Origin of the sequence: Pelomonas caseinilytica, from assembly GCF_021353235.1 — a bacterium.
Classification (GTDB): Bacteria; Pseudomonadota; Gammaproteobacteria; order Burkholderiales; family Burkholderiaceae_C; genus Pelomonas; species Pelomonas caseinilytica.
Genome location: NZ_JAJTWT010000004.1, coordinates 280108 through 299100, shown reverse-complemented (window position 1 = coordinate 299100; position 18993 = coordinate 280108). Strand labels below are relative to the sequence as shown.

The following is an 18993-nucleotide window of genomic DNA, read 5'->3' as shown; positions in this document are numbered from 1 at the left end:
GGGTCTTCCCGCCGAGTGGCGACAATCGGCGCTGTCCGATCCGACCGCCGCAACACCATGACCACCCGCACCGTCTACGGCGCCTGCCCTCACGACTGCCCTGACACCTGCGCCCTGCAGGTGACCGTCGAGAACGAACGCGTCGTCAAGGTCCAGGGCCGGGCCGAGCATCCCAGCACGCACGGCGCCCTGTGCACCAAGGTGTCGCGTTATCCCGAGCGCACCTACCACCCCGAGCGCGTGCTGCATCCCCTCAAGCGCGTCGGCCGTAAGACCGAGGCGCCGCGCTTCGTGCAGGTGAGCTGGGCCGAGGCCCTGGCCGACATCGCCGCGCGGCTCAAGGACATCGCCGCCCGAGACCCCCAGGCCATCCAGCCCTACAGCTATGCCGGCACCATGGGCCTGATCCAGGGCGAGGCCATGGCCGGCAGGCTCTGGAACGCCCTCGGCGCCGCGCGGCTGGACCGCACCATCTGCGCCTCGGCCGGCGGCACGGCCCTGGCGGCCACCTACGGCCACAAGCTCGGCATGCACACCCGCCACTTCGCGGGTGCGAAGCTCATCGTCATCTGGGGCAGCAACAGCATCGCCTCCAACCTCCACTTCTGGACCTATGCCAACCAGGCCAGGCGGGAAGGGGCCAAGCTCGTCTGCATCGACCCCCGCAAGACGGAGACGGCCGACAAATGCCACCAGCACATCGCGCTGCTGCCCGGGACGGACGGCGCCCTGGCCCTGGGCCTGATGCACGAACTCATCCGCAACGACTGGCTGGACCACGACTACATCGAGCGCCACGTCGACGGCTGGCCCGAGCTGCGCGGCAAGGCCCTGGACTGGCCGCCCGAGCGCGTCGCCGAGGTCTGCGGCATCACGGCCGACGAGGTGCGCGGGCTGGCGCGCGACTACGCCGCCCTCAAGCCTGCCGCCATCCGCATGAACTACGGCCTGCAGCGCGTGCGCGGCGGCGGCAACGCGGTGCGGCTGATCGCGCTGCTGCCCTGCCTGACAGGGGCCTGGCGGCACCCGAGCGGCGGCGTGCTGCTGTCGTCCTCGGGCTGGTTCGCGCCCTACAAGAACCCCGAGCTGGAGCGCCCCGACCTGCTCGCCGGCCGCCAGCCGCGCATGGTCAACATGAGCACCATCGGCGACGCGCTGCTGGCCGAGGCCTCGCCGGCGTTCGGGCCGCGCATCGAGGCCCTCGTCGTCTACAACAGCAACCCGGTGGCGGTGGCGCCCGAGTCGCCCAAGGTGGTCAGGGGCTTCCAGCGCGAGGATCTCTTCACCGTCGTGCTCGAGCACTTCATGACCGACACCGCCGACCTGGCCGACTACGTGCTGCCGGCCACCACCCAGCTCGAGCACCTGGACGTGCACACCGCCTACGGCCACACCGACGTGCTGATGAACCAGCCCGCCATCGCGCCGCTGGGCGAGGCCAAGCCCAACAGCCAGATCTTCCGCGAGCTGGCCGCGGCACTCGGGCTGGACCACCCGGCCCTGCGCGAGACCGACGAGGAGCTGGTGGCCCAGGCCTTCACGGCCGAGATCGACCTCGGCCTGCTGCGCACCCAGGGCTGGCAGCCCCTGCCCATCCCCGAGGCGCCCTTCGCCGAGGGCGGTTTCCGCACGCCCAACGGCCGCGCCCAGGCGGCGGGCGCCGACTTCGTGCCCAACTACGAGAGCGTGCAGAGCGCGCCCGAGCTGGCCGCGCGCTATCCGCTGGCCATGATCTCGCCGCCGGCGCGCAACTTCCTGAACAGCAGCTTCGTCAACGTGAAGAGCCTGCGCGACATCGAAGGCGAGCCGCTGATCGAGATGCATGCCGCCGATGCCGCCGCCCGTGGCCTGGCCGACGGCAGCCTGGTGGCGGCCTACAACGACCGCGGCCGCTACGTGGCCCGCCTCAAGGTCAGCCCGCGGGCGCGGCCCGGCGTGGTCAACGGCCTGGGCGTGTGGTGGCGCAAGCTCGGGGTGCAGGGCACCAACGTCAACGAGGTGACGCATCAGCGCCTCACCGACATGGGCAACGCGCCGGCCTTCTACGACTGCCTGGTGCAGATCGAAGCGGCCTGACCTTGCGACGCCTGCTGCTGTTGCTGACGCTCTTCCTGAGCGGCTGCAGCGCCGTCGGCCATTGGGGCCAGGCGGCGGGCGGCCACCTGGCCATCATGCGCGCGGCCAGGCCGGTGGACGACTGGCTGGCCGACCCGGGCACGCCGGCCGACCTTGCCGAGCGGCTCAGGCTCTCGCAGCAGATGCGCGACTTCGCCACCGCCCGCCTCGCCCTGCCCGACAACAACAGCTATCGCCGCTACGCCGATCTCGGCCGCGCGGCCGTCGTCTGGAACATCGTCGCCGCGCCCGAGTTCGGCTTCAGGCTCAAGACCTGGTGCTATCCCATCATGGGCTGCGCCGGCTACCAGGGCTGGTTCGACGCCGGCGAGGCGAGGCGCCACGCCGACGAGCTCAAGGCCGAGGGCTGGGAGGTGCAGGTGCAGGCCATCCCGGCGTACTCCAGTCTCGGCTGGAGCCGCTGGCTGGGCGGCGACCCGCTGCTCAACACCTTCATCCGCTACCCGGAAGGCGAGCTGGCGGCCATGATCTTCCACGAGCTGGCCCACCAGCGCGTCTACGTCAGCGACGACACCGGCTTCAACGAGGCCTACGCCAGCGCCGTCGAACTGCTCGGCGCGCGGGCCTGGCTGGCCGGCAAGCCCGAAGCCCTCGCTGCCTTCGAGGGCGGCCGTGCGCGACGCGCCCGCTTCCTCGCCTTCGCGCGGGCCGGGCGCGAGCGGCTCGCTGCCGTCTATGCCGGCTCGCCCGAGCGCCGCGCCGAGGGCAAGGCCGCCGTGATGGCCGACCTGCGCGCGCGCGCCCGCGACGAGGCGCCCGGCTACGAGGCCTGGTTCCAGCGCGCCAACAACGCGAGCTTCGCCATCCTCTCGGCCTACGACGACCTCGTGCCGGCCTTCCTGCGCCTGTTCGAGCGCGAAGGGCGCGACTGGCCGCGCTTCCATGCGGCCGTGGAGGGCCTCAAGCCGCTGGCGCCTGCCGAGCGGCGCGCTACATTGCGCAGCCTGGGAGGTCCCGATGAACCTGATCCTGCGCCGCGCCCGGCCCGCTGACGCCGCCGCCCTGGCGGAACAACTGGCCGAACCCGACGTCTTTCCCGGCCTGCTGCAACTGCCCTACGCCAACGTGGAGCTGTGGCAGCAGCGCCTGAACACGCCGCCCGCGGCCGGCTCGGCCGACCTGATGCTGGTCGCCGAACTCGACGGCAAGGTGGTCGGCAGCGCCGGCCTGCATCCCGTCAGCGCCCAGCTGCGCCGCCGCCACGCCATGATGCTGGGCATCTCCGTGTCCGCCTCGTCGCAAGGGCAGGGCGTCGGCAATGCCCTGATGGCGGCGCTGCTGGACTATGCGGACAACTGGGCGCAGGTGCTGCGCATCGAGCTGACCGTCTTCCACGACAACCAGCGGGCCATCCGGCTCTACGAGCGCCACGGCTTCGCGCCCGAGGGGCGGCTGCGCGCCTACGCGATGCGCAACGGCGCCTACGAGGACGTGATCGCCATGGCGCGGCTGCATCCGAGGCAGCCATTGCTGGGGGAAGTGCGCTGACAACTCGCCGAGGCTGTCATCCTGATTGCCTCGACTTGATGGCTTGAGCCACCGTGACGATAGGCACGCCAGCGAACGCCTTGAGCACGAGCAAGTCCTCATCGCCGGACACGATCAGATCGGCGTGAGCCGCCATGGCACAGGCCAGCACGTCGTCGTCATCGACGTCGCGTGACACCCGAACGTCGAGGTTTCGCACCGCCACTGTCGTTGCGACGAGCCGGTAGTTGGCCAGCAACTGGTCGGCAGTCATGCCCGTTGCGGCGACGTACTTGGTCAGCTTTTTCTTTACCAGAGTCGCGGCGAGTTCAGCCAGCAGTGCCCGGCTGGTGAATAGCTGCACGGCCTGCTCCTCCACGGCCAACTCGATCAGGCGCCCCGGGGTGCCTCGCCACAGCAGCGCCGAGACGACCACGTTGGTGTCGACGACCCAACGAGGCCGACGCTTCATGCCGCCTTGACGCTCTTCGCCTTGCGCTCGCGGCGCACCGCGTTGATTTCGCTCTGCAGCGCCTTCATCGACAGCGGCTTGCTTCCGGCCGCGCTTGCTCGCTGTGCTCCCGCCAGCAGCGCCTGTGCAGCGCGACGCTGCATGGCATCCTTGACCATCTCGCGCAATGCTTTGGGCGTCAGAAGGCCGGCGGCCGTCGCGTCCCGGACCAGCCGGTCGGGCAGATCAAGCTTGATTTCCAGCGTCGTCATGGCTTTTCTTTCCTGGCGAGAGGCTCCATTGTGAGCCAAGCTTCAATCACTGAGCAGCGGCCAGCCCGCCAACGGCTCAGGGCAGCGACTGACCGCGCGCGGCCACATACAGCCGATACCACTCCTCCCGGCTCAGCGCGATCCGGGTCGCATCGGCACACGCATGGATGCGTTCGGGGTTGCCGCTGCCGATGACCGGCTGGATGCCCGCCGGGTGGCGCAGCAGCCAGGCCAGCAGCACGGCGTTCGGCGTCGTGCGGTGGGCCTCGGCGACTTCGTGGACGGCCCTGGCGGCGGCTGATGCGGCCGGGTCGTTGAAACGGCCTTGCGCCAGCGAGCCCCAGGCCTGGAGCTGCACGCCATGCCGCTGGGCGTACTCCAGCGTGCCGGCCCAGGCCATGGCGCCGGGGCGGGCGGCAGCCTGCGGGTCGTTGAAGGTGGTGCCGGCGTCGAGGGCGTCGAGCTTGGCCAGGCTGATCTCCAGCTGGTTGGCCACCAGGGGCTCGGCCAGCGTCGATTGCAGCCAGGCCATCTGGCCGGCATGCATGTTGGACACGCCGAGGTGGGCTACCTTGCCGGTGGCCTTGAGGCGGCCGAAGGCGCGGGCGACTTCGGCCGGCTGCATCAGCGGGTCGGGCCGGTGCAGCAGCAGGATGTCGATGCGGTCGACCCCGAGGCGCTGCAGCGTGCCGTCCACGCTCTTCTCGATGTGCTCGGCGCTGAGGTCATAACGCCCCGGCGCCGCGTCGTCGGCGAAGCGGATGCCGCATTTGCTCTGCAGCCGGATCCGCCCGCGCAGGCCGGCGTCGCGCCTGATCAGCTCGCCGAAGACGGCCTCGGCCTTGCCGCGGCGGTAGATGTCGGCGTGGTCGAAGAGCTTGATGCCGATGTCCAGGGCCGCTTCGACCGCCGCATGGGCGTGGGCGACATCGGCTTCCGAGACCGGGCCGCCGCCCCAGTCGCCGCCCAGGGCCATGCAGCCGTAGACGAGGGGGCCGACGTCGGTGAAGTGGGCGTTCAGGGGCAGAGAAAACATGAGGTCGCTTCTGTTGGGTGATTCTTGGCGGGCCGAGCGCCGGGCCGCCCCCAAGCCGGCCCGCGATGGGCGAGGGGCTGATGCCTGTCATGCGATGGACGTGGGGCCGGCATCATGCGCCAGCGGAGTGCCGCCGCGCCAGCCGAACCAGCCGGCCAGGGCGGCGGCGAGGCCGGCGACGACGGCGGTGAAGCTGGCTGCGCGCAGCAGGCGGCGGCGGCGGGCGTGGAAGCGGCGCCGGCGCCGCGGGTGGTGGGCGAGTTCGAGCATCAGGGCGATCTCGTGCTGGCGCTCTTCGACGACGTGGGCGAGGTCGCTGCCCCGCTCGAAGCGCCGCGCCAGGTCGCGCACCGCCTCCAGCTCGCGCTGGCGCACGCGCAGGCCCGGCGGCTTCAGCGGGCTGCCCAGGGCGCGGGCGCGCAGGTAGAGGGCCTTGGCGGCGAGCCGGTCGGGCTGGCAGCCCCAGCCGGCGTCCAGGCAACTGGCGAGGTTGAAGGTGGCGTCGGCATGGCCCAGGGCCGCGGCGGCCGTGTAGAGGGCCACGCCGCGGGCGGCATCGGGGGCGCCGCCCCAGCCGGCGAGCAGGGCGCGGGCGAGATGGAAACGGGCGGTCAGGCTGCCCTCGGCGGCGGCCCGCTCCAGGCGTTCGCGGGCCTGGCCGGCGTCGCGCGGCAGGCCCAGGCCTTCGAGCTGGCACAGGGCCAGCATGGCCAGCCCCTCGGTGCTGCCCGAGTCCGCCGCGACGCGAAACCAGTACACCGCCTGCTCGTGGTCGGGCTCGGCGGCGCCGAAATGCCGCAGGCCTTCGGTGAGCGGGTCGAGCGAATGCGGGTCGAGGGCGTGCGGGTCGGGGTCGACAAGGCGCATGGATCATCCTCCCTGGTCCGGCGGGTTTGGCGCCCGCTCTGCGAGGCGCAGTATGCGCGCAACCGCGGTGTTCGCGCCGCGGCCGGGCCTTCTCGCGTAGAGTGCGGCGCAGCCAACAAGGAGAGCCATCGATGGCGGAGATCCGCATTCATCGCGACCATGACCTCGGCCTGGCCAAGGCCCGCGAGATCGCCTGGAAATGGGCCGAGCAGGTCGAGGGCAAGTTCGACATGGAATGCACGGTGCTCGAGGGCGAGTTCAGCGACACCGTGGAGTTCACGCGCAGCGGCGTGAAGGGCGAGCTGACCGTGGCACCCGACCACTTCGAGCTGGTCGCCCACCTCGGCTTCCTGCTCGGCGCCTTCAAGAAGACCATCGAGACCGAGATCGAGAAGGAACTCGACGCGCTGCTGGCCGCCCCGAAAAAGGCGCCGTCGAAGAAGAAGGCGGGCTGAGGCCGGCTGCTTGGGCGCAGGATGTCAGTCATCCTTGGCGCCGCGCGCCGCTGCTGTGCATGCCAAGAAGGCGGAAATGCAACCACAGAGGCACAGAGACACAGAGAGAGGCGGTCTTCTCCGTGTTGGCTCTGTGCCTCTGTGACTCTGTGGTTGCCTTTGGGGCTCTACTTCAATGATTCGATGAGGTCGATGTACTGCTGCATCGCGTCCTCGGACGAGGTGCCCTTGAGTTCGTTCCAGGCGTCCCACTTGGCGCGGCCGACCATGTCGGTGAAGCCGGGGCGCTTGCCGTCCACGTCGCCGCTGCTGGCCTGCTTGAACAGGGCGTAGATCTTCAGCAGCGTCATGTTGTCGGGCCGCTCCGGCAGGTTCTTCGATTCGGCGACGGCGGCTTCGAACTGGTCTTTCAGGCTCACGGGGTTCTCCAGGCTGAATCAGGGGCGCCGATCTGGTGACAATCGACCGGCGGCGCCGGGAGTTTAGGCCGCCAGAACAACACCTCGAGGAGACCGACTTGGCCCACACCAGCGAACGCATGTCCAAGGTGGACACCGCCTGGCTGCGCATGGACACCGAGGCCAACCTGATGATGATCGTCGGCGTCTGGTCCATCCGGCCGCGCATCACGCTGGCGGCACTGCGCGAGCGCGTGGCCGAGCGGCTGCTGAAGTACCCGCGGTTCAGGCAGAAGGTCGTCGAGGATGCGCTGCTCGGGGCCCAATGGGTGGCCGACCGGCAGTTCGACATCGCCCGCCACGTGGTGGCCGAAGTGCCGCTGCCGCTGCCCGGCGAGAGCCGCGAGCAGGTTCTGCGCGAGCGCGTGGCCGAGCTGTGCTCCCAGCCGCTGGACCACGATCACCCGCTGTGGCAGATGCAGCTCATCGAGGACATGGGCGACGGCTCCAGCGCCCTGATCTGCCGCATCCACCATTGCATCGCCGACGGCATCGCGCTGATCGCCGTCATGCTGTCCATCACCGATGGCGGCAAGGCGCCGCCCGACCGGGCCGCCGGGCCCGAGGGCCAGGAGGCCCATGAGGGCGACTGGCTGCTCGACGCCTTCCTGCGGCCCATGACCAGCATGACCCTCAAGGCCATTGGCATGACGGGCAAGGGCATGGCGCGGGGCGTGGACGCGGTCATGGGGGGCGCCACGCCGGTGGACTCGTCGCTGGAGATGGCGCGCATGGGCTACCAGGCGGTGTCCGACGTGGCCGCCTTCGCCCTCATGCCCGACGACTCCCACACGCGGCTCAAGGGCAAGCCGGGCGCGGCCAAGACGGTGGCCTGGGACGACAGCCTCGCCCTCGACGAGGTCAAGGCCGTGGGCAAGGCCTTGGGCGCCTCCATCAACGACGTGCTGCTGGCCTGCGCGGCCGGCGCCATCGGACGCTACCTCGCCGACAGAGGCGAGGACCCCGCCGGCAAGGAGATCCGCGCCATGGTGCCCGTCAACCTGCGTCCGCTGGAAGACGCCTGGCAGCTCGGCAACCGCTTCGGCCTGGTGCCGCTGGTGCTACCCATCGGCATCGCCAACCCCATCGAGCGGCTGTTCGCGGTGCGGGCGCGCATGAGCGAACTCAAGGGCAGCTTCCAGCCGGTGATGGCCTTCGGCCTGCTGTCGGTGGCGGGCCTGCTGATCAAGCCGGTGCAGCACGCCATGCTCAACATCTTCGCCAGGAAGGCGACGGCCGTCATGACCAACGTGCCGGGGCCGGCCGAACCGCTGAAGTTCTGCGGCTCGACGGTGGAGAAGGTGATGTTCTGGGTGCCGCAGTCGGGCGACATCGGCATGGGCGTGAGCATCCTCACCTATGCCGGCCGCGTGCAGTTCGGCCTCATCACCGACCGCGGCCTGTGCCCCGACCCCGAGGCCATCGTCGCCAACTTCGCGCCGGAGTTCGAGAAGCTGCTGCTGCTGTCGTTGATGCTCCCCTGGGCAGACGCCTAGCGGCCGGAGCCGGAAGCGGCCGTCGCCGGCTTCTTGGCCTTGGGCCGGCCGGCGGCGCTCGGGTAGGCGCGCATCACCAGGGCGGGGTCGGCCTTGTCGAGGTAGGCGGCCAGCTGCTCTTCGGTGCAGGGCTTGGCGTCGCCGTAGTGGGTGGTGTCGCCGGGGGACTTGTCGCCCCGGTATTCGGACGCATTGCCCGCCGGTTGATGGGCGATGAAGCTGGCGTAGCTCTGGGCACAGCCGGCACGCAGCTCGGCCCGGGCCTTGTCCATGCCGGCGTCGTCGGCGGCCAGGGCGGTGCCCGAGGCGGCCAGGCAGGCGAGGGCGGTGATCCAGGTCTTCATGGCGATGCTCCTTGAAGGGTGCGTGTAATCACAAGATTAGGCTGCCGATGCCGCGAGCGCAAAACAAAAGGCGCTCCGAGGAGCGCCTTTTGTCTGTGAACAGGCTTTTTTCGGTGACCGGCTGAAACGGTCAGAGGCGGAAGGGCTCGACCTTCTTCTTGGCGGTGGGGCGGCCGGCGGCCGTCGGGTAGGCGGCCATCACCTTGGCGGGGTCGGCCTTGTCGAGGTAGGCGGCGTACTGCTGCGCGGTGCAGGGCAGCAGGCGGCCGGGCTTGGCCTCGCCCTTGTACTTGCCGTTGGCGTAGACGAACTGGTACTCGTTGGCCGCCACGGGCGTCGAGATGCTGCTGGTATCGCTGTAGCTCTTGGCGCACTCGGCACGCAGCTCGGCCTGCTCGGGCGTGGCGTTGTTGCCGGCCTGGGCGGCGAACGCGGTCACGGCGGCGATGGCGGGGATCAGGAACTTCATGGCGCGGTCTCGTCGGAGGGGTGGGTGATGGGAGCGAAGCTTACGACTCGGCGCGCGGACTTGCACCCCCGGAGGCACGGGTGCTGCGGCCGTGACATGCGTCACGAACGGCCCGGCGCCTCGGGGTTTCCACGGCTTCCCGCTTCAGTCCTCCAGCTCTTCCCGCGCCAGCTCGATGTCGAGCAGCTCCATCGCGTCCATGGCCTCGCAGGCGGCGGCATCGGCATAGAGCTTCTCGGCTTCCTTCATGCGCTTGTCGCCTTCGAGCATGACGAGGCCGTTGGCCCGCTCGATCATGGCGATGGCGCTGCCGGGGTTGAGCTTCAAGGCCTGCTCGAACATCTTCAGGCCGGTGGCAGCGTCGGCGCCCTGGGTCTTGCCGAGCAGCTTGCCGACCTTGTCGATGACCTCGGCATGGAAGGCGCCCAGGGCGATGTGGGCGTCGGCATGCTTGGGCGCGAGCTTGATGGTGGTCTCCAGCGCCGTCTTCACCTTGCTGCCCAGGCCCTGGGCCAGCGCCTTGGCCACGCTGATGCCCTGGCCGTAGCGGCCCAGGGCGTAGGCCTGCCAGTACCAGGCGTTGGGGTTCTTGGGCTCCTCGGCCTGCTGGGCTTCGGCCCGCTCGGCGATCTCCAGGAACATCTCCAGCTTCACCTTCTCCTTCTTCTCGAGGTAGTTGGCGTAGATGCCCTGGGCCTTGTTCGCGACGGTGATGCCGGCGCCGCCCGCGGCCAGGCCGGCGTCGTAGGCGGCCTGGAAGTCGCCGGCATGGAAATGGATCCAGGCCTGCAGCACGTCGGCGTCCTTGGGCAGCGGTTCGGCGTCGCCGGCATGCAGCCGCGCCCAATGCTTCTTCAGCGTGGCCGACGTGTAGACAAAGGCGCTGTTGTCGTAGGGAAAGGCGGTCCACTTGGCCATCGCTGTCGTCTCCTTCAGGGTTGTTGTGCTTGGGCTTGGGCTTGGTATTGGCCCGCGAGCTTGAAGAGATGGTCGCGCGACGCGGGCTCGAGGTAGGGTAGCAGCAGGCTCAGCGCATGGAAGGCCCCGCGCATCAGGGCGGCCCCGGCGCGGTCGGGCTCCAGGGCGTGCCGCGGGTCGCGCACGTATTCGTAGCTCAGCCAGTAGCTGACGACCACCACCATGGCGTTGGCCGTCGGGGCGGCGTCGCGCAGCTCCATCTTCAGGGCGCCGCCCAGGTGCAGCCCCGACAGCACATGCCGCATCGCCTGCTCCTTGGCCGCCAGCAGGCTCTGGAAGTGGGTCTCCAGGCGGCGGTTCTTGAAGAGCAGGTCGTTCAGGTCGCGGTAGAGGAAGCGGTATTTCCAGATCAGCTCGAAGAGCATGTGGAAGAAGAGCCAGGCGTCCTCCACGTTGCGCACGTTGTCGGCGGCGGCCAGCAACGCGTTGAGCTCGGCCTCGTAGCGGCCGAAGAGGGCGTTGACCAGCTCGTCCTTGGCGGGGTAGTGGTAGTAGAGATTGCCCGGACTGATCTTGAGCTCGGCCGAGATCAGCGTCGTCGACACGTTGGGCTCGCCGAAGGCGTTGAAGAGATCCAGCGTCACCTCCAGGATGCGCTCGGCGGTGCGGCGGGGGCGTTTGGGCGTGGGCATGTCAGGAGCGCGCGGCCGCCCGGAGCGACTGACGCGCCCCCGCGGGGGGCAGCGAACGCAGTGAGCGTGGGGGCAGACAGTTCATCGGGTCATTCTGTCAGCGATCAGCGGCCGCAGAGGGCCCACTTTTAGAATCGCGCTCCATGCCCCATGCCGCCTCCCCGCCCGCCATCTCCTTCGAGAACGTCAGGAAAACATACCGGGGAGGGCAGGTCAGGGCGCTGGACGGCGTCAGCTTCGACATCCCCTGCGGCGAGTTCTTCGGTCTGCTGGGCCCCAACGGCGCCGGCAAGACGACGCTGATCAGCGTGCTGGCCGGCCTGGCCCGCGCCACCGAAGGCCGGGTGCGCGTCATGGGCCACGACGTGGTGGATGACTACGCGGCAGCCCGCAAGGCCCTGGGCGTGGTGCCGCAGGAACTGGTGTTCGACCCCTTCTTCAGTGTGCGCGAGTCGTTGCGCATCCAGAGCGGCTATTTCGGCGTGGCGCACAACGACGACTGGATCGACGAGCTGCTGCACAACCTCGGCCTCACGGACAAGGCCAATGCCAACATGCGCCAGCTCTCCGGCGGCATGAAGCGCCGGGTGCTGGTGGCCCAGGCCCTGGTGCACCGCCCGCCCGTCATCGTGCTGGACGAGCCCACCGCCGGCGTCGACGTGGAGCTGCGCCAGACGCTGTGGCAGTTCATCGCCCGGCTCAACCGCGAAGGCCACACGGTGCTGTTGACCACCCACTACCTCGAAGAGGCCGAGGCCCTGTGCCAGCGCATCGGCATGCTCAAGGCCGGTCGTCTCGTGGCCCTGGACCGCACCTCCCAGCTGCTGGCCGGCACGGCCCACACCATGCTGCGCTTCAAGACCGACGCCACGCTGCCGGCCGAGATCGCGGCCCGCGCCCGCGTGACCGGCCGCATCGTGCAGGTGACGGCCCACGACGCCGCCGAGGTGGAGTCCACCCTGGCCGAGTTGCGCAAGGTCGGCTGCCCCGTCGAGGACCTGGAGATCGGCCGCGCCGACCTCGAGGACGTGTTCATCGAGATCATGCAGGGAGCCCACCAGTGAACGGCGCCTCCACCCTCTTCTACAAGGAGGTGCTGCGCTTCTGGAAGGTCAGCTTCCAGACCGTCGCGGCGCCGGTGCTCACGGCCTGCATGTACCTGCTGGTCTTCGGCCACACGCTGGAGAACCACGTCAAGGTCTACGACACGGTGGGCTACACGCAGTTCCTCATCCCGGGCCTCGTGATGATGAGCGTGCTGCAGAACGCCTTCGCCAACAGCTCGTCCAGCCTGATCCAGAGCAAGATCACCGGCAACCTCGTCTTCCTGCTGCTGACGCCGCTGTCGCCGCTGGCCTGGTTCGTGGCCTACGTGGGCGCGGCCGTGGTGCGCGGACTGGCGGTGGGCCTGGGCGTGTTGCTGGTGACGGCGTGGTTCGCTCCGCCGGGCCTGGACAACCTGCTCTGGGTGCTGGCCTTCACGGTGCTGGGCGCCGGGCTGATGGGCACGCTGGGCCTCATCGCGGGCCTCTGGGCCGAGAAGTTCGACCAGCTCGCCGCCTTCCAGAACTTCATCATCATGCCGATGACGTTTCTCTCGGGCGTCTTCTACTCGGTGCACTCGCTGCCGGGCTTCTGGCAGGCCGTGAGCCACCTCAATCCCTTCTTCTACATGATCGACGGCTTCCGCCGCGGCTTCTTCGGCGTCAGTGACGTGTCGCCGTGGCTGAGCCTGGCCGTCGTCGCGAGCAGCTTCGTCGTCACGGCGGGGCTGGCTTTGTCCCTGCTGAAGAAGGGCTACAAGATCAGGTCCTAGGGTCTCCCTAGAATCACGGGTTTCCACCGAGGACCCGTGATGGCCGACCCGACCCCGCTCGAAGTACGCGATTTCATCGCCGCAGGCCTGCCCTGCGCGCACCTGGAAGTCGAGGGCGACGGCCGCCATTTCTTCGCCACCATCGTGTCGGCCGAGTTCGCGGGGCTGTCGCGCATCAAGCGCCACCAGCGCGTCTACGCCGCCCTGGGCGAGCGCATGCGCGAGGAGATCCACGCGTTGTCGATGAAGACGCTGACCCCCGATGAGTGGAGCGCCCAATGAGCGCCGGCCTGACCCTCGCCCTCTCCAAGGGCCGCATCTTCGAGGAGACCCTGCCGCTGCTGCGCGCCGCCGGCATCGAGGTGCTGGAAGACCCCGAGACCTCGCGCAAGCTCATCCTGCCCACCAACCGTGACGGCGTGCGCGTGGTGCTGGTGCGCGCCAGCGACGTGCCCACCTACGTGCAGTACGGCGGCGCCGACCTCGGCGTGGCCGGCCGCGACGTGCTGCATGAGCAGGCCCTGGCCCAGGGCGGCTCCCACGGCCTCTACCAGCCGCTGGACCTGGGCATCGCCCGCTGCCGCATGAGCGTTGCGACGCGCGCCGACTTCGACTACGCCACCGCGGTCAAGCAGGGCTCGCGCATCCGCGTGGCCACCAAGTACACCGAGATCGCCCGCCAGCACTTTGCCGACAAGGGCGTGCACGTGGACCTCATCAAGCTCTACGGCTCCATGGAACTGGCCCCGCTGACGGGCCTGGCCGAGGCCATCGTCGACCTGGTGTCCACCGGCGGCACGCTGCGCGCCAACAAGCTGGTCGAGGTGGAGCGGATCATGGACATCTCCTCCCGCCTCGTCGTCAACCAGGCCGCGCTCAAGCTCAAGCGCGCGGCCCTGCGCCCCCTCATCGACGCCTTCGCCGCGGCTGCGCGCCCGGCCACCTCCGCATGACACTCGTCCGCCGCCTTTCCACCGCCGCCGCCGATTTCGATGCCGAGTTCGCGCGGCTGCGCCACTGGTCGGCCGAGACGGATTCGGCCATCGAGGGCCGGGTCGCCGAGATCCTCGCCGACGTGCAACGGCGCGGCGACGCGGCCGTGCTCGAGTACACCGCCCGCTTCGACCGCATGCGCGTCGACGGCATGGCGGCTCTCGAGATCGGCCAGACCGAGCTGCAGGCGGCGCTGGCCGCCATCCTGCCCGCACAGCGCGAGGCCCTGGAGGCCGCGGCCCGGCGCGTGCGCGCCTACCACGAGCGCCAGCTGCAGGCCTGCGGCCTGTCCTGGAGCTATCGCGACGAGGACGGCAACCTGCTGGGCCAGAAGGTCACGCCGCTGGACCGCGTCGGCCTCTACGTGCCCGGCGGCACGGCCGCCTACCCCAGCAGCGTGCTGATGAACGCCATCCCCGCCCAGGTGGCCGGGGTGAAGGAAATCATCATGGTCGTGCCCACGCCCGACGGCGTGCGCAACCCGCTGGTGCTGGCCGCGGCGGCCGTGGCCGGCGTGCACCGCGTCTTCGCCATCGGCGGCGCCCAGGCCGTGGCGGCCCTGGCCTACGGCACGGCCACCGTGCCGCGCGTGGACAAGATCACCGGCCCGGGCAACGCCTACGTGGCCTCGGCCAAGAAGCACGTCTTCGGCCAGGTGGGCATCGACATGATCGCCGGGCCCAGCGAGATCCTCGTCATCGCCGACGGCACGACGCCGCCCGACTGGGTGGCCATGGACCTCTTCAGCCAGGCCGAGCACGACCAGCTCGCCCAGAGCATCCTGCTGTGCCCGGATGCCGCCTACCTGGACGCCGTGCAGGCCAGCATGGAAAGGCTGCTGCCCAGCCTGCCGCGCGAGGCCATCGTCCGCGCCTCGCTCGAAGGCCGCGGCGCCCTCATCCACACCCGCTCGATGGAGGAGGCCTGCGAGATCAGCAACAGCATCGCGCCCGAGCACCTGGAGATCAGCGCCGCCGAGCCGCAGCGCTGGGAGCCGCTGCTGCGCCATGCCGGCGCCATCTTCATGGGCGCCTTCACGAGCGAAAGCCTGGGCGACTACTGCGCCGGCCCCAACCACGTGCTGCCCACTGCCGGCACGGCGCGCTTCTCCTCGCCGCTGGGCGTCTATGACTTCCAGAAGCGCAGCAGCCTCATCGCGGTCAGCGCAGCGGGTGCGCAGGTGCTGGGCGGCATCGCCTCGACACTGGCCCACGGCGAGGGCCTGCAAGCCCATGCACGGGCCGCCGAACTGCGTCTGTCGGACCGGGCCTGAAGCAGCGCTTCGCCCCGCCCCCCCCTGACTGAGGCCCGCCATCGGCCCGCGCAGTTGCGGGGGGTGCCCGCCCATCCGTGAACTCCGCACAGGAGATGCCTACAGCCGGCGACAACAATTCGCCATCCCTAATCTGCAGAGCATTTATCCATGCGCAATCGTCTTCTCGCCGCCCTGGCTCCCCTGGCCCTGGCCGCATCCGCTCACGCGGCGCCCGTCAATCTCGTCGTGAACGGCAGCTTCGAGGCCAACGCCGTTCCCAACGGCGTGTGGATGAACGTCGCCAGCGTCCAGGGCTGGCAGGTCGTCGGCGGCCCCGGTACTGGCTTCGAAGTGCGTGACAACGTTATCGGCACGGCCCATGGCGGTCGAAACTTCATCGAACTGGACACCAACGGCAACACCACCATCGAGCAGGTGTTCGGCAACCTCGTCGGCGGTGCCGCTTACGACCTCAGCTTCTGGTATTCGCCGCGCGTCGGTCTGCCCGCCGCCACCACGGGCATGGGTGTGCTGTGGAATGGCCAGTCGCTGGCCGGAACCATTGCTGCCGCGGGTGGCAACGCCAACCTCTGGACCGAGTACCACTTCACCGTGACGGCTCAATCCGGCGTCAACTCCCTGCGCTTCGCGTCGCTGGGCACGAGCGATTCACTGGGTGCTAACCTGGACGATGTGTCCCTGGTTGCCCAGGTGCCCGAACCCTCCACGCCGGCCCTGCTCGGCCTTGGCCTTTGCGGCCTGGCCTGGATGCGCCGCCGCAAGGCCTGAAACTCGTCTTGGAATTACACGAAGTTCGTGCAACACGAACTTCGTGTAATCTACGGGCCATGAAGAACGTCACCGTCTCCATGGACGACGCCGTCGCCGACTGGGTGCGCATCGAAGCCGCCAAGCGCAACACCAGCGTGTCTCGGCTGGTGGGCGAGATGCTCGCCGACAAGATGCGGCACGACGACGCTTACGAGCGCGCCATGCGCGAGGCCCTGGAGTGGCGCAGCTGGGGCAAGTCCACCGGGCCCTACCTGACGCGCGAACAAGCCAATGACCGCGCCTACCTCCGCGGTCGCGCGGATCAGCCGTGAGTGCCGTCTTCGTCGACACCAATGTCCTGCTTTACGCTGTGGACGACAAGCTGCCGGCCAAGCGGGACGGTGCAAGGCAGTGGCTGGCGGTCTGCTGGCAGCGTCGCTGCGGGCGGCTGAGTACCCAGGTCCTCAACGAGTTCTACGCCAATGCGCGGCGCAAGTTCTCCAGTGCCATCTCGGCCGGCGACGCGCGCGCCGAGGTACGTCGATACCAGGTGTGGCAGCCCTGGCAGATCGACCATCCCACCGTCGAATCGGCCTGGGCGGTCGAGAGCCGCTACGGCCTGAGCTACAGGGACGCCCTGATGGTGGCCGCTGCCCAGCAAATGGGCTGCACGCTGTTCCTCACCGAAGACCTGCCGCACGACCAGCGCATCGACAAGCTGCGCATCGTCAACCCCTTCGTCCTCGGCCCCGAGCTGCTCGACGACCTGCCCCCCGAAACCCCATGAGCCGCTTCTGGAGCGAGGTCGTCCACGGCCTCACACCCTACGTCCCCGGCGAGCAGCCCCGCATCGAGGGGCTGGTCAAGCTCAATACCAACGAATGCCCTTATCCGCCGAGCGAATCAGCCCAGCAGGCGATCGCCGCAGCGGTGGGGGAATCGCTGCGGCTCTATCCAGATCCTGAAGCCCGGGCGCTGAAGGAGGCGATTGCGCGCCACCACGGCGTGCCGGTCGAGCAGGTCTTCGTCGGCAACGGCTCGGACGAAGTGCTGGCGCACGCCTTCCACGCGCTGCTGCGCCATGAATCGCCGCTGCTCTACCCCGACGTCAGCTACAGCTTCTATCCGGTCTACGCCAGGCTCTACGGCATCGCGGCGCGCGAAGTGGCGCTGGCCGAGGACTTCAGCCTGCGCGTCGACGACCTGCTGGCCGCCAGCCCCAACGGCGGCATCATCTTTCCCAACCCGAACGCGCCGACCGGCATGGCCATGCCGCGCGCCGAGGTCGAAAGGCTGCTGCGGGCCAACACCGGCTCGGTCGTCGTCGTGGACGAGGCCTATGCCGAGTACGGCGCCGAAAGCGCGATTCCCCTGGTCGCGCAGCATGAGCAGCTGCTGGTGGTGCGCACCCTGTCCAAGTCCCACGCCCTGGCCGGGCTGCGCGTCGGCTATGCCATCGGGCAGGCGCCGCTCATCGAGGCCTTGACCCGGGTGAAGGACAGCTTCAACTCCTACCCGCTGGACCGCCTGGCCATCGCTGGCAGCGTGGCGGCCCTGGACGACACGGCCTGGCTGGCGCGCACGCTCGAGCGCGTCGTCGCCACGCGCGAGCGCATGAGCGAGGCCCTGCGCGCCCGCGGCGCCGTCGTGCTGCCCTCGGCGGCCAACTTCATCTTCGCGAGCTTCCCCGGTCGCGACGCCGCCGAACTGCTGACGCTGCTGCGCGGCCACAAGGTGCTGGTGCGCCATTTCAAGCGCCCGGCGCGCATCGCGCCCTTCCTGCGCATCAGCGTCGGCACCGAGGCCGATACCGATTCGCTGCTTGCCGCCCTCGACGCCATCCTCGCCTGAGACGCCCCATGAGAATCGCCGAAGTCACCCGCAACACCCGCGAGACCCGCATCACCGTGCGCGTCAACCTCGACGGCACGGGCCAGTCCAAGCTGCACACCGGCATCGGCTTCTTCGACCACATGCTCGACCAGATCGCCCGCCACGGCATGATCGATCTCGACATCCACTGCGAGGGTGACCTGCACATCGACGGCCACCACAGCGTCGAGGACGTCGGCATCACCCTCGGCATGGCGGTGGCGCAGGCCGTGGGCGACAAGGCCGGCCTCACGCGCTACGGCCACAGCTACGTGCCGCTGGACGAGGCCCTGTCGCGCGTGGTCATCGACCTGTCCGGCCGCCCGGGCCTGCACATGGACGTGAAGTTCACGGCCGGCAGCATCGGCCAGTTCGACACCCAGCTCACCTACGAGTTCTTCCAGGGCTTCGCCAACCTGGCGCTGGCCACGGTGCACGTCGACAACCTCAAGGGCCACAACGCCCACCACCAGGCCGAGACCATCTTCAAGGCCTTCGGCCGCGCCCTGCGCATGGCCACGACGCCCGACCCGCGCTCGGCCGGTGTCATCCCTTCCACCAAAGGCAGCCTCTGACATGAAGCGAACCGTGGCCGTGGTCGACTACGGCATGGGCAACCTCCGTTCGGTCTCGCAGGCCGTCATCCACGTGGCCGCCGGGACCGGGTTCGACGTGGCCATCACGGCCGACCCCGACGTCATCCGCGCCGCCGAGCGCGTCGTGCTGCCGGGCCAGGGCGCCATGCGCGACTGCATGGCCGAGCTCGCCGCCTCGGGCGCCAAGGAGGCCGTGCTCGAGGCCGCCGCCACCAAGCCGCTGCTGGGCGTTTGCGTGGGCATGCAGATGCTGCTCGACCACAGCGAGGAGCAGGACACGCCCGGCCTCGGCCTCATCCCGGGGCGGGTGCAGCGCTTCCGTCTCGAGGGCCGGCTGCAGGAGGACGGCAGCCGCTACAAGGTCCCGCAGATGGGCTGGAACCGCGTGCACCAGTCGCGTGCCCATCCAGTTTGGGATGGCATCCCGGACGACAGCTGGTTCTACTTCGTCCATAGCTTCTATGCGACGACCGGGTCCCCCGAGCACGCCGCCGGCGAAACCGACTACGGCTTGCGCTTTACCTGTGCAGTGGCCCGGGATAATATTTTTGCGACCCAATTCCACCCCGAGAAAAGTGCTGCGCTGGGCCTCGCCCTGTACCGCAATTTCCTGCACTGGAGTCCCTGAG

25 protein-coding genes are annotated in these 18993 nt (G+C 69.5%); 16 read left to right on the top strand and 9 right to left on the bottom strand.

The features are described 5' to 3' along the window. Nucleotides 1–57 precede the first annotated feature (57 nt). The 3 genes from LXT12_RS12100 to LXT12_RS12090 are packed head-to-tail and all read left to right on the top strand — an operon-like array spanning nt 58 to nt 3624. Complete coding sequence (locus tag LXT12_RS12100) at nt 58–2076, top strand: molybdopterin-containing oxidoreductase family protein (protein ID WP_233392351.1); 2019 nt, start codon at nt 58–60, stop codon at nt 2074–2076. Nucleotides 2077–2078: 2 nt separating this feature from the next. Continuing rightward, nucleotides 2079–3128, top strand: a complete 1050-nt coding sequence (locus LXT12_RS12095; protein ID WP_233392349.1) for an aminopeptidase — start codon at nt 2079–2081, stop codon at nt 3126–3128. Next, nucleotides 3094–3624 (top strand): GNAT family N-acetyltransferase, encoded by a 531-nt coding sequence (locus LXT12_RS12090; protein WP_233392347.1) that lies wholly within the window; start codon nt 3094–3096, stop codon nt 3622–3624. The genes LXT12_RS12095 and LXT12_RS12090 overlap by 35 nt, the downstream gene beginning before the upstream one ends. Nucleotides 3625–3640: 16 nt before the next feature. Here the strand turns inward: LXT12_RS12090 and LXT12_RS12085 are convergent, their stop codons facing one another. The 4 genes from LXT12_RS12085 to LXT12_RS12070 all read right to left on the bottom strand — a co-directional run bounded on the left by LXT12_RS12085 (nt 3641) and on the right by LXT12_RS12070 (nt 6229). Further along, nucleotides 3641–4075, bottom strand: coding sequence for a putative toxin-antitoxin system toxin component, PIN family (locus LXT12_RS12085; protein ID WP_233392345.1), 435 nt, complete (start codon nt 4073–4075; stop codon nt 3641–3643). Then, nucleotides 4072–4326, bottom strand: a complete 255-nt coding sequence (locus tag LXT12_RS12080; RefSeq protein ID WP_233392343.1) for a hypothetical protein — start codon at nt 4324–4326, stop codon at nt 4072–4074. The genes LXT12_RS12085 and LXT12_RS12080 overlap by 4 nt, the downstream gene beginning before the upstream one ends. A 76-nt stretch (nt 4327–4402) precedes the next feature. After that, entirely contained in the window at nt 4403–5362 is a 960-nt protein-coding gene (locus LXT12_RS12075) for an aldo/keto reductase (RefSeq protein ID WP_233392341.1), read from the bottom strand. An 87-nt stretch (nt 5363–5449) separates the two neighbouring features. After that, the gene (locus LXT12_RS12070) at nt 5450–6229 is read right to left on the bottom strand and encodes a tetratricopeptide repeat protein (protein ID WP_233392340.1); all 780 of its coding nucleotides are present in this window, start codon (nt 6227–6229) and stop codon (nt 5450–5452) included. Nucleotides 6230–6360: 131 nt separating this feature from the next. On the opposite strand from LXT12_RS12070, the gene LXT12_RS12065 reads away from it, so the two are divergent. Next, entirely contained in the window at nt 6361–6684 is a 324-nt protein-coding gene (locus LXT12_RS12065) for a polyhydroxyalkanoic acid system family protein (RefSeq protein WP_233392338.1), read from the top strand. Nucleotides 6685–6851: 167 nt separating this feature from the next. On the opposite strand, the gene LXT12_RS12060 is transcribed toward LXT12_RS12065, so the two are convergent. After that, complete coding sequence (locus tag LXT12_RS12060; protein ID WP_233392336.1) at nt 6852–7103, bottom strand: acyl-CoA-binding protein; 252 nt, start codon at nt 7101–7103, stop codon at nt 6852–6854. Nucleotides 7104–7222: 119 nt separating this feature from the next. Here LXT12_RS12060 and LXT12_RS12055 point away from each other — a divergent pair, with 119 nt between their 5' ends. Beyond that, entirely contained in the window at nt 7223–8638 is a 1416-nt protein-coding gene (locus tag LXT12_RS12055; RefSeq protein WP_233392568.1) for a wax ester/triacylglycerol synthase family O-acyltransferase, read from the top strand. On the opposite strand, the gene LXT12_RS12050 is transcribed toward LXT12_RS12055, so the two are convergent. The 4 genes from LXT12_RS12050 to LXT12_RS12035 form a co-directional block, all read right to left on the bottom strand. Beyond that, complete coding sequence (locus tag LXT12_RS12050; protein WP_233392334.1) at nt 8635–8982, bottom strand: hypothetical protein; 348 nt, start codon at nt 8980–8982, stop codon at nt 8635–8637. The genes LXT12_RS12055 and LXT12_RS12050 overlap by 4 nt on opposite strands. A gap of 130 nt (nt 8983–9112) precedes the next feature. Continuing rightward, nucleotides 9113–9451, bottom strand: coding sequence for a hypothetical protein (locus LXT12_RS12045; protein WP_233392333.1), 339 nt, complete (start codon nt 9449–9451; stop codon nt 9113–9115). A gap of 144 nt (nt 9452–9595) precedes the next feature. Beyond that, the gene (locus LXT12_RS12040; RefSeq protein WP_233392331.1) at nt 9596–10369 is read right to left on the bottom strand and encodes a tetratricopeptide repeat protein; all 774 of its coding nucleotides are present in this window, start codon (nt 10367–10369) and stop codon (nt 9596–9598) included. A 14-nt stretch (nt 10370–10383) separates the two neighbouring features. Continuing rightward, nucleotides 10384–11061 (bottom strand): TetR/AcrR family transcriptional regulator, encoded by a 678-nt coding sequence (locus LXT12_RS12035; protein WP_233392329.1) that lies wholly within the window; start codon nt 11059–11061, stop codon nt 10384–10386. 143 nt (nt 11062–11204) lie between these two features. Between LXT12_RS12035 and LXT12_RS12030 the strand changes: the two genes are divergently transcribed. From LXT12_RS12030 to hisH, 11 genes are all read left to right on the top strand, one after another. Beyond that, nucleotides 11205–12125 carry an ABC transporter ATP-binding protein gene (locus tag LXT12_RS12030; RefSeq protein ID WP_233392327.1) on the top strand — a complete coding sequence of 307 codons (921 nt, stop codon included), beginning with the start codon at nt 11205–11207 and terminating at the stop codon, nt 12123–12125. Continuing rightward, nucleotides 12122–12877: an ABC transporter permease gene (locus LXT12_RS12025; RefSeq protein WP_233392326.1), complete on the top strand. Its 756-nt coding sequence runs from the start codon at nt 12122–12124 to the stop codon at nt 12875–12877. Before LXT12_RS12030 ends, LXT12_RS12025 begins: the two co-directional genes overlap by 4 nt. 39 nt (nt 12878–12916) lie before the next feature. Then, nucleotides 12917–13159, top strand: coding sequence for a BolA family protein (locus tag LXT12_RS12020; RefSeq protein ID WP_233392324.1), 243 nt, complete (start codon nt 12917–12919; stop codon nt 13157–13159). Next, nucleotides 13156–13830 (top strand): ATP phosphoribosyltransferase, encoded by a 675-nt coding sequence (gene hisG / locus LXT12_RS12015; RefSeq protein WP_233392322.1) that lies wholly within the window; start codon nt 13156–13158, stop codon nt 13828–13830. Before LXT12_RS12020 ends, hisG begins: the two co-directional genes overlap by 4 nt. After that, nucleotides 13827–15143, top strand: a complete 1317-nt coding sequence (gene hisD, locus LXT12_RS12010) for a histidinol dehydrogenase (RefSeq protein ID WP_233392320.1) — start codon at nt 13827–13829, stop codon at nt 15141–15143. Before hisG ends, hisD begins: the two co-directional genes overlap by 4 nt. A gap of 150 nt (nt 15144–15293) precedes the next feature. Next, the gene (locus LXT12_RS12005; RefSeq protein ID WP_233392318.1) at nt 15294–15914 is read left to right on the top strand and encodes a PEP-CTERM sorting domain-containing protein; all 621 of its coding nucleotides are present in this window, start codon (nt 15294–15296) and stop codon (nt 15912–15914) included. A 59-nt stretch (nt 15915–15973) separates the two neighbouring features. Then, nucleotides 15974–16228: a CopG family transcriptional regulator gene (locus LXT12_RS12000; protein WP_233392316.1), complete on the top strand. Its 255-nt coding sequence runs from the start codon at nt 15974–15976 to the stop codon at nt 16226–16228. Next, on the top strand, nt 16225–16683 hold the full coding sequence (locus tag LXT12_RS11995) for a PIN domain-containing protein (RefSeq protein ID WP_233392315.1): 459 nt from the start codon (nt 16225–16227) through the stop codon (nt 16681–16683). The genes LXT12_RS12000 and LXT12_RS11995 overlap by 4 nt, the downstream gene beginning before the upstream one ends. Continuing rightward, a complete protein-coding gene (gene hisC, locus LXT12_RS11990; RefSeq protein ID WP_233392313.1) occupies nt 16680–17747 on the top strand; it encodes a histidinol-phosphate transaminase in 1068 nt (355 codons plus the stop codon). Before LXT12_RS11995 ends, hisC begins: the two co-directional genes overlap by 4 nt. 8 nt (nt 17748–17755) lie before the next feature. Then, on the top strand, nt 17756–18343 hold the full coding sequence (gene hisB, locus LXT12_RS11985; RefSeq protein WP_233392310.1) for an imidazoleglycerol-phosphate dehydratase HisB: 588 nt from the start codon (nt 17756–17758) through the stop codon (nt 18341–18343). A 1-nt stretch (nt 18344) separates the two neighbouring features. Then, nucleotides 18345–18992 (top strand): imidazole glycerol phosphate synthase subunit HisH, encoded by a 648-nt coding sequence (hisH, locus tag LXT12_RS11980; protein WP_233392308.1) that lies wholly within the window; start codon nt 18345–18347, stop codon nt 18990–18992. Nucleotide 18993: the final 1 nt, after the last annotated feature.

What these genes read in the sequence shown, in the direction of transcription:
- LXT12_RS12055 (WP_233392568.1), top strand. Translation starts at nt 7,223, where the DNA reads ATGTCCAAGGTGGACACCGCCTGGCTGCGCATGGACACCGAGGCCAAC.
- LXT12_RS12065 (WP_233392338.1), top strand. Translation starts at nt 6,361, where the DNA reads ATGGCGGAGATCCGCATTCATCGCGACCATGACCTCGGCCTGGCCAAG.
- hisH (WP_233392308.1), top strand. Translation starts at nt 18,345, where the DNA reads ATGAAGCGAACCGTGGCCGTGGTCGACTACGGCATGGGCAACCTCCGT.
- LXT12_RS12000 (WP_233392316.1), top strand. Translation starts at nt 15,974, where the DNA reads ATGAAGAACGTCACCGTCTCCATGGACGACGCCGTCGCCGACTGGGTG.
- LXT12_RS12085 (WP_233392345.1), bottom strand. Translation starts at nt 4,075, where the DNA reads ATGAAGCGTCGGCCTCGTTGGGTCGTCGACACCAACGTGGTCGTCTCG.
- hisD (WP_233392320.1), top strand. Translation starts at nt 13,827, where the DNA reads ATGACACTCGTCCGCCGCCTTTCCACCGCCGCCGCCGATTTCGATGCC.
- LXT12_RS12030 (WP_233392327.1), top strand. Translation starts at nt 11,205, where the DNA reads ATGCCCCATGCCGCCTCCCCGCCCGCCATCTCCTTCGAGAACGTCAGG.
- LXT12_RS12040 (WP_233392331.1), bottom strand. Translation starts at nt 10,369, where the DNA reads ATGGCCAAGTGGACCGCCTTTCCCTACGACAACAGCGCCTTTGTCTAC.
- LXT12_RS12070 (WP_233392340.1), bottom strand. Translation starts at nt 6,229, where the DNA reads ATGCGCCTTGTCGACCCCGACCCGCACGCCCTCGACCCGCATTCGCTC.
- LXT12_RS12045 (WP_233392333.1), bottom strand. Translation starts at nt 9,451, where the DNA reads ATGAAGTTCCTGATCCCCGCCATCGCCGCCGTGACCGCGTTCGCCGCC.
- hisB (WP_233392310.1), top strand. Translation starts at nt 17,756, where the DNA reads ATGAGAATCGCCGAAGTCACCCGCAACACCCGCGAGACCCGCATCACC.
- LXT12_RS12050 (WP_233392334.1), bottom strand. Translation starts at nt 8,982, where the DNA reads ATGAAGACCTGGATCACCGCCCTCGCCTGCCTGGCCGCCTCGGGCACC.
- LXT12_RS12035 (WP_233392329.1), bottom strand. Translation starts at nt 11,061, where the DNA reads ATGCCCACGCCCAAACGCCCCCGCCGCACCGCCGAGCGCATCCTGGAG.
- LXT12_RS12020 (WP_233392324.1), top strand. Translation starts at nt 12,917, where the DNA reads ATGGCCGACCCGACCCCGCTCGAAGTACGCGATTTCATCGCCGCAGGC.
- hisG (WP_233392322.1), top strand. Translation starts at nt 13,156, where the DNA reads ATGAGCGCCGGCCTGACCCTCGCCCTCTCCAAGGGCCGCATCTTCGAG.
- LXT12_RS12090 (WP_233392347.1), top strand. Translation starts at nt 3,094, where the DNA reads ATGAACCTGATCCTGCGCCGCGCCCGGCCCGCTGACGCCGCCGCCCTG.
- hisC (WP_233392313.1), top strand. Translation starts at nt 16,680, where the DNA reads ATGAGCCGCTTCTGGAGCGAGGTCGTCCACGGCCTCACACCCTACGTC.
- LXT12_RS12005 (WP_233392318.1), top strand. Translation starts at nt 15,294, where the DNA reads ATGCGCAATCGTCTTCTCGCCGCCCTGGCTCCCCTGGCCCTGGCCGCA.
- LXT12_RS12075 (WP_233392341.1), bottom strand. Translation starts at nt 5,362, where the DNA reads ATGTTTTCTCTGCCCCTGAACGCCCACTTCACCGACGTCGGCCCCCTC.
- LXT12_RS12080 (WP_233392343.1), bottom strand. Translation starts at nt 4,326, where the DNA reads ATGACGACGCTGGAAATCAAGCTTGATCTGCCCGACCGGCTGGTCCGG.
- LXT12_RS12100 (WP_233392351.1), top strand. Translation starts at nt 58, where the DNA reads ATGACCACCCGCACCGTCTACGGCGCCTGCCCTCACGACTGCCCTGAC.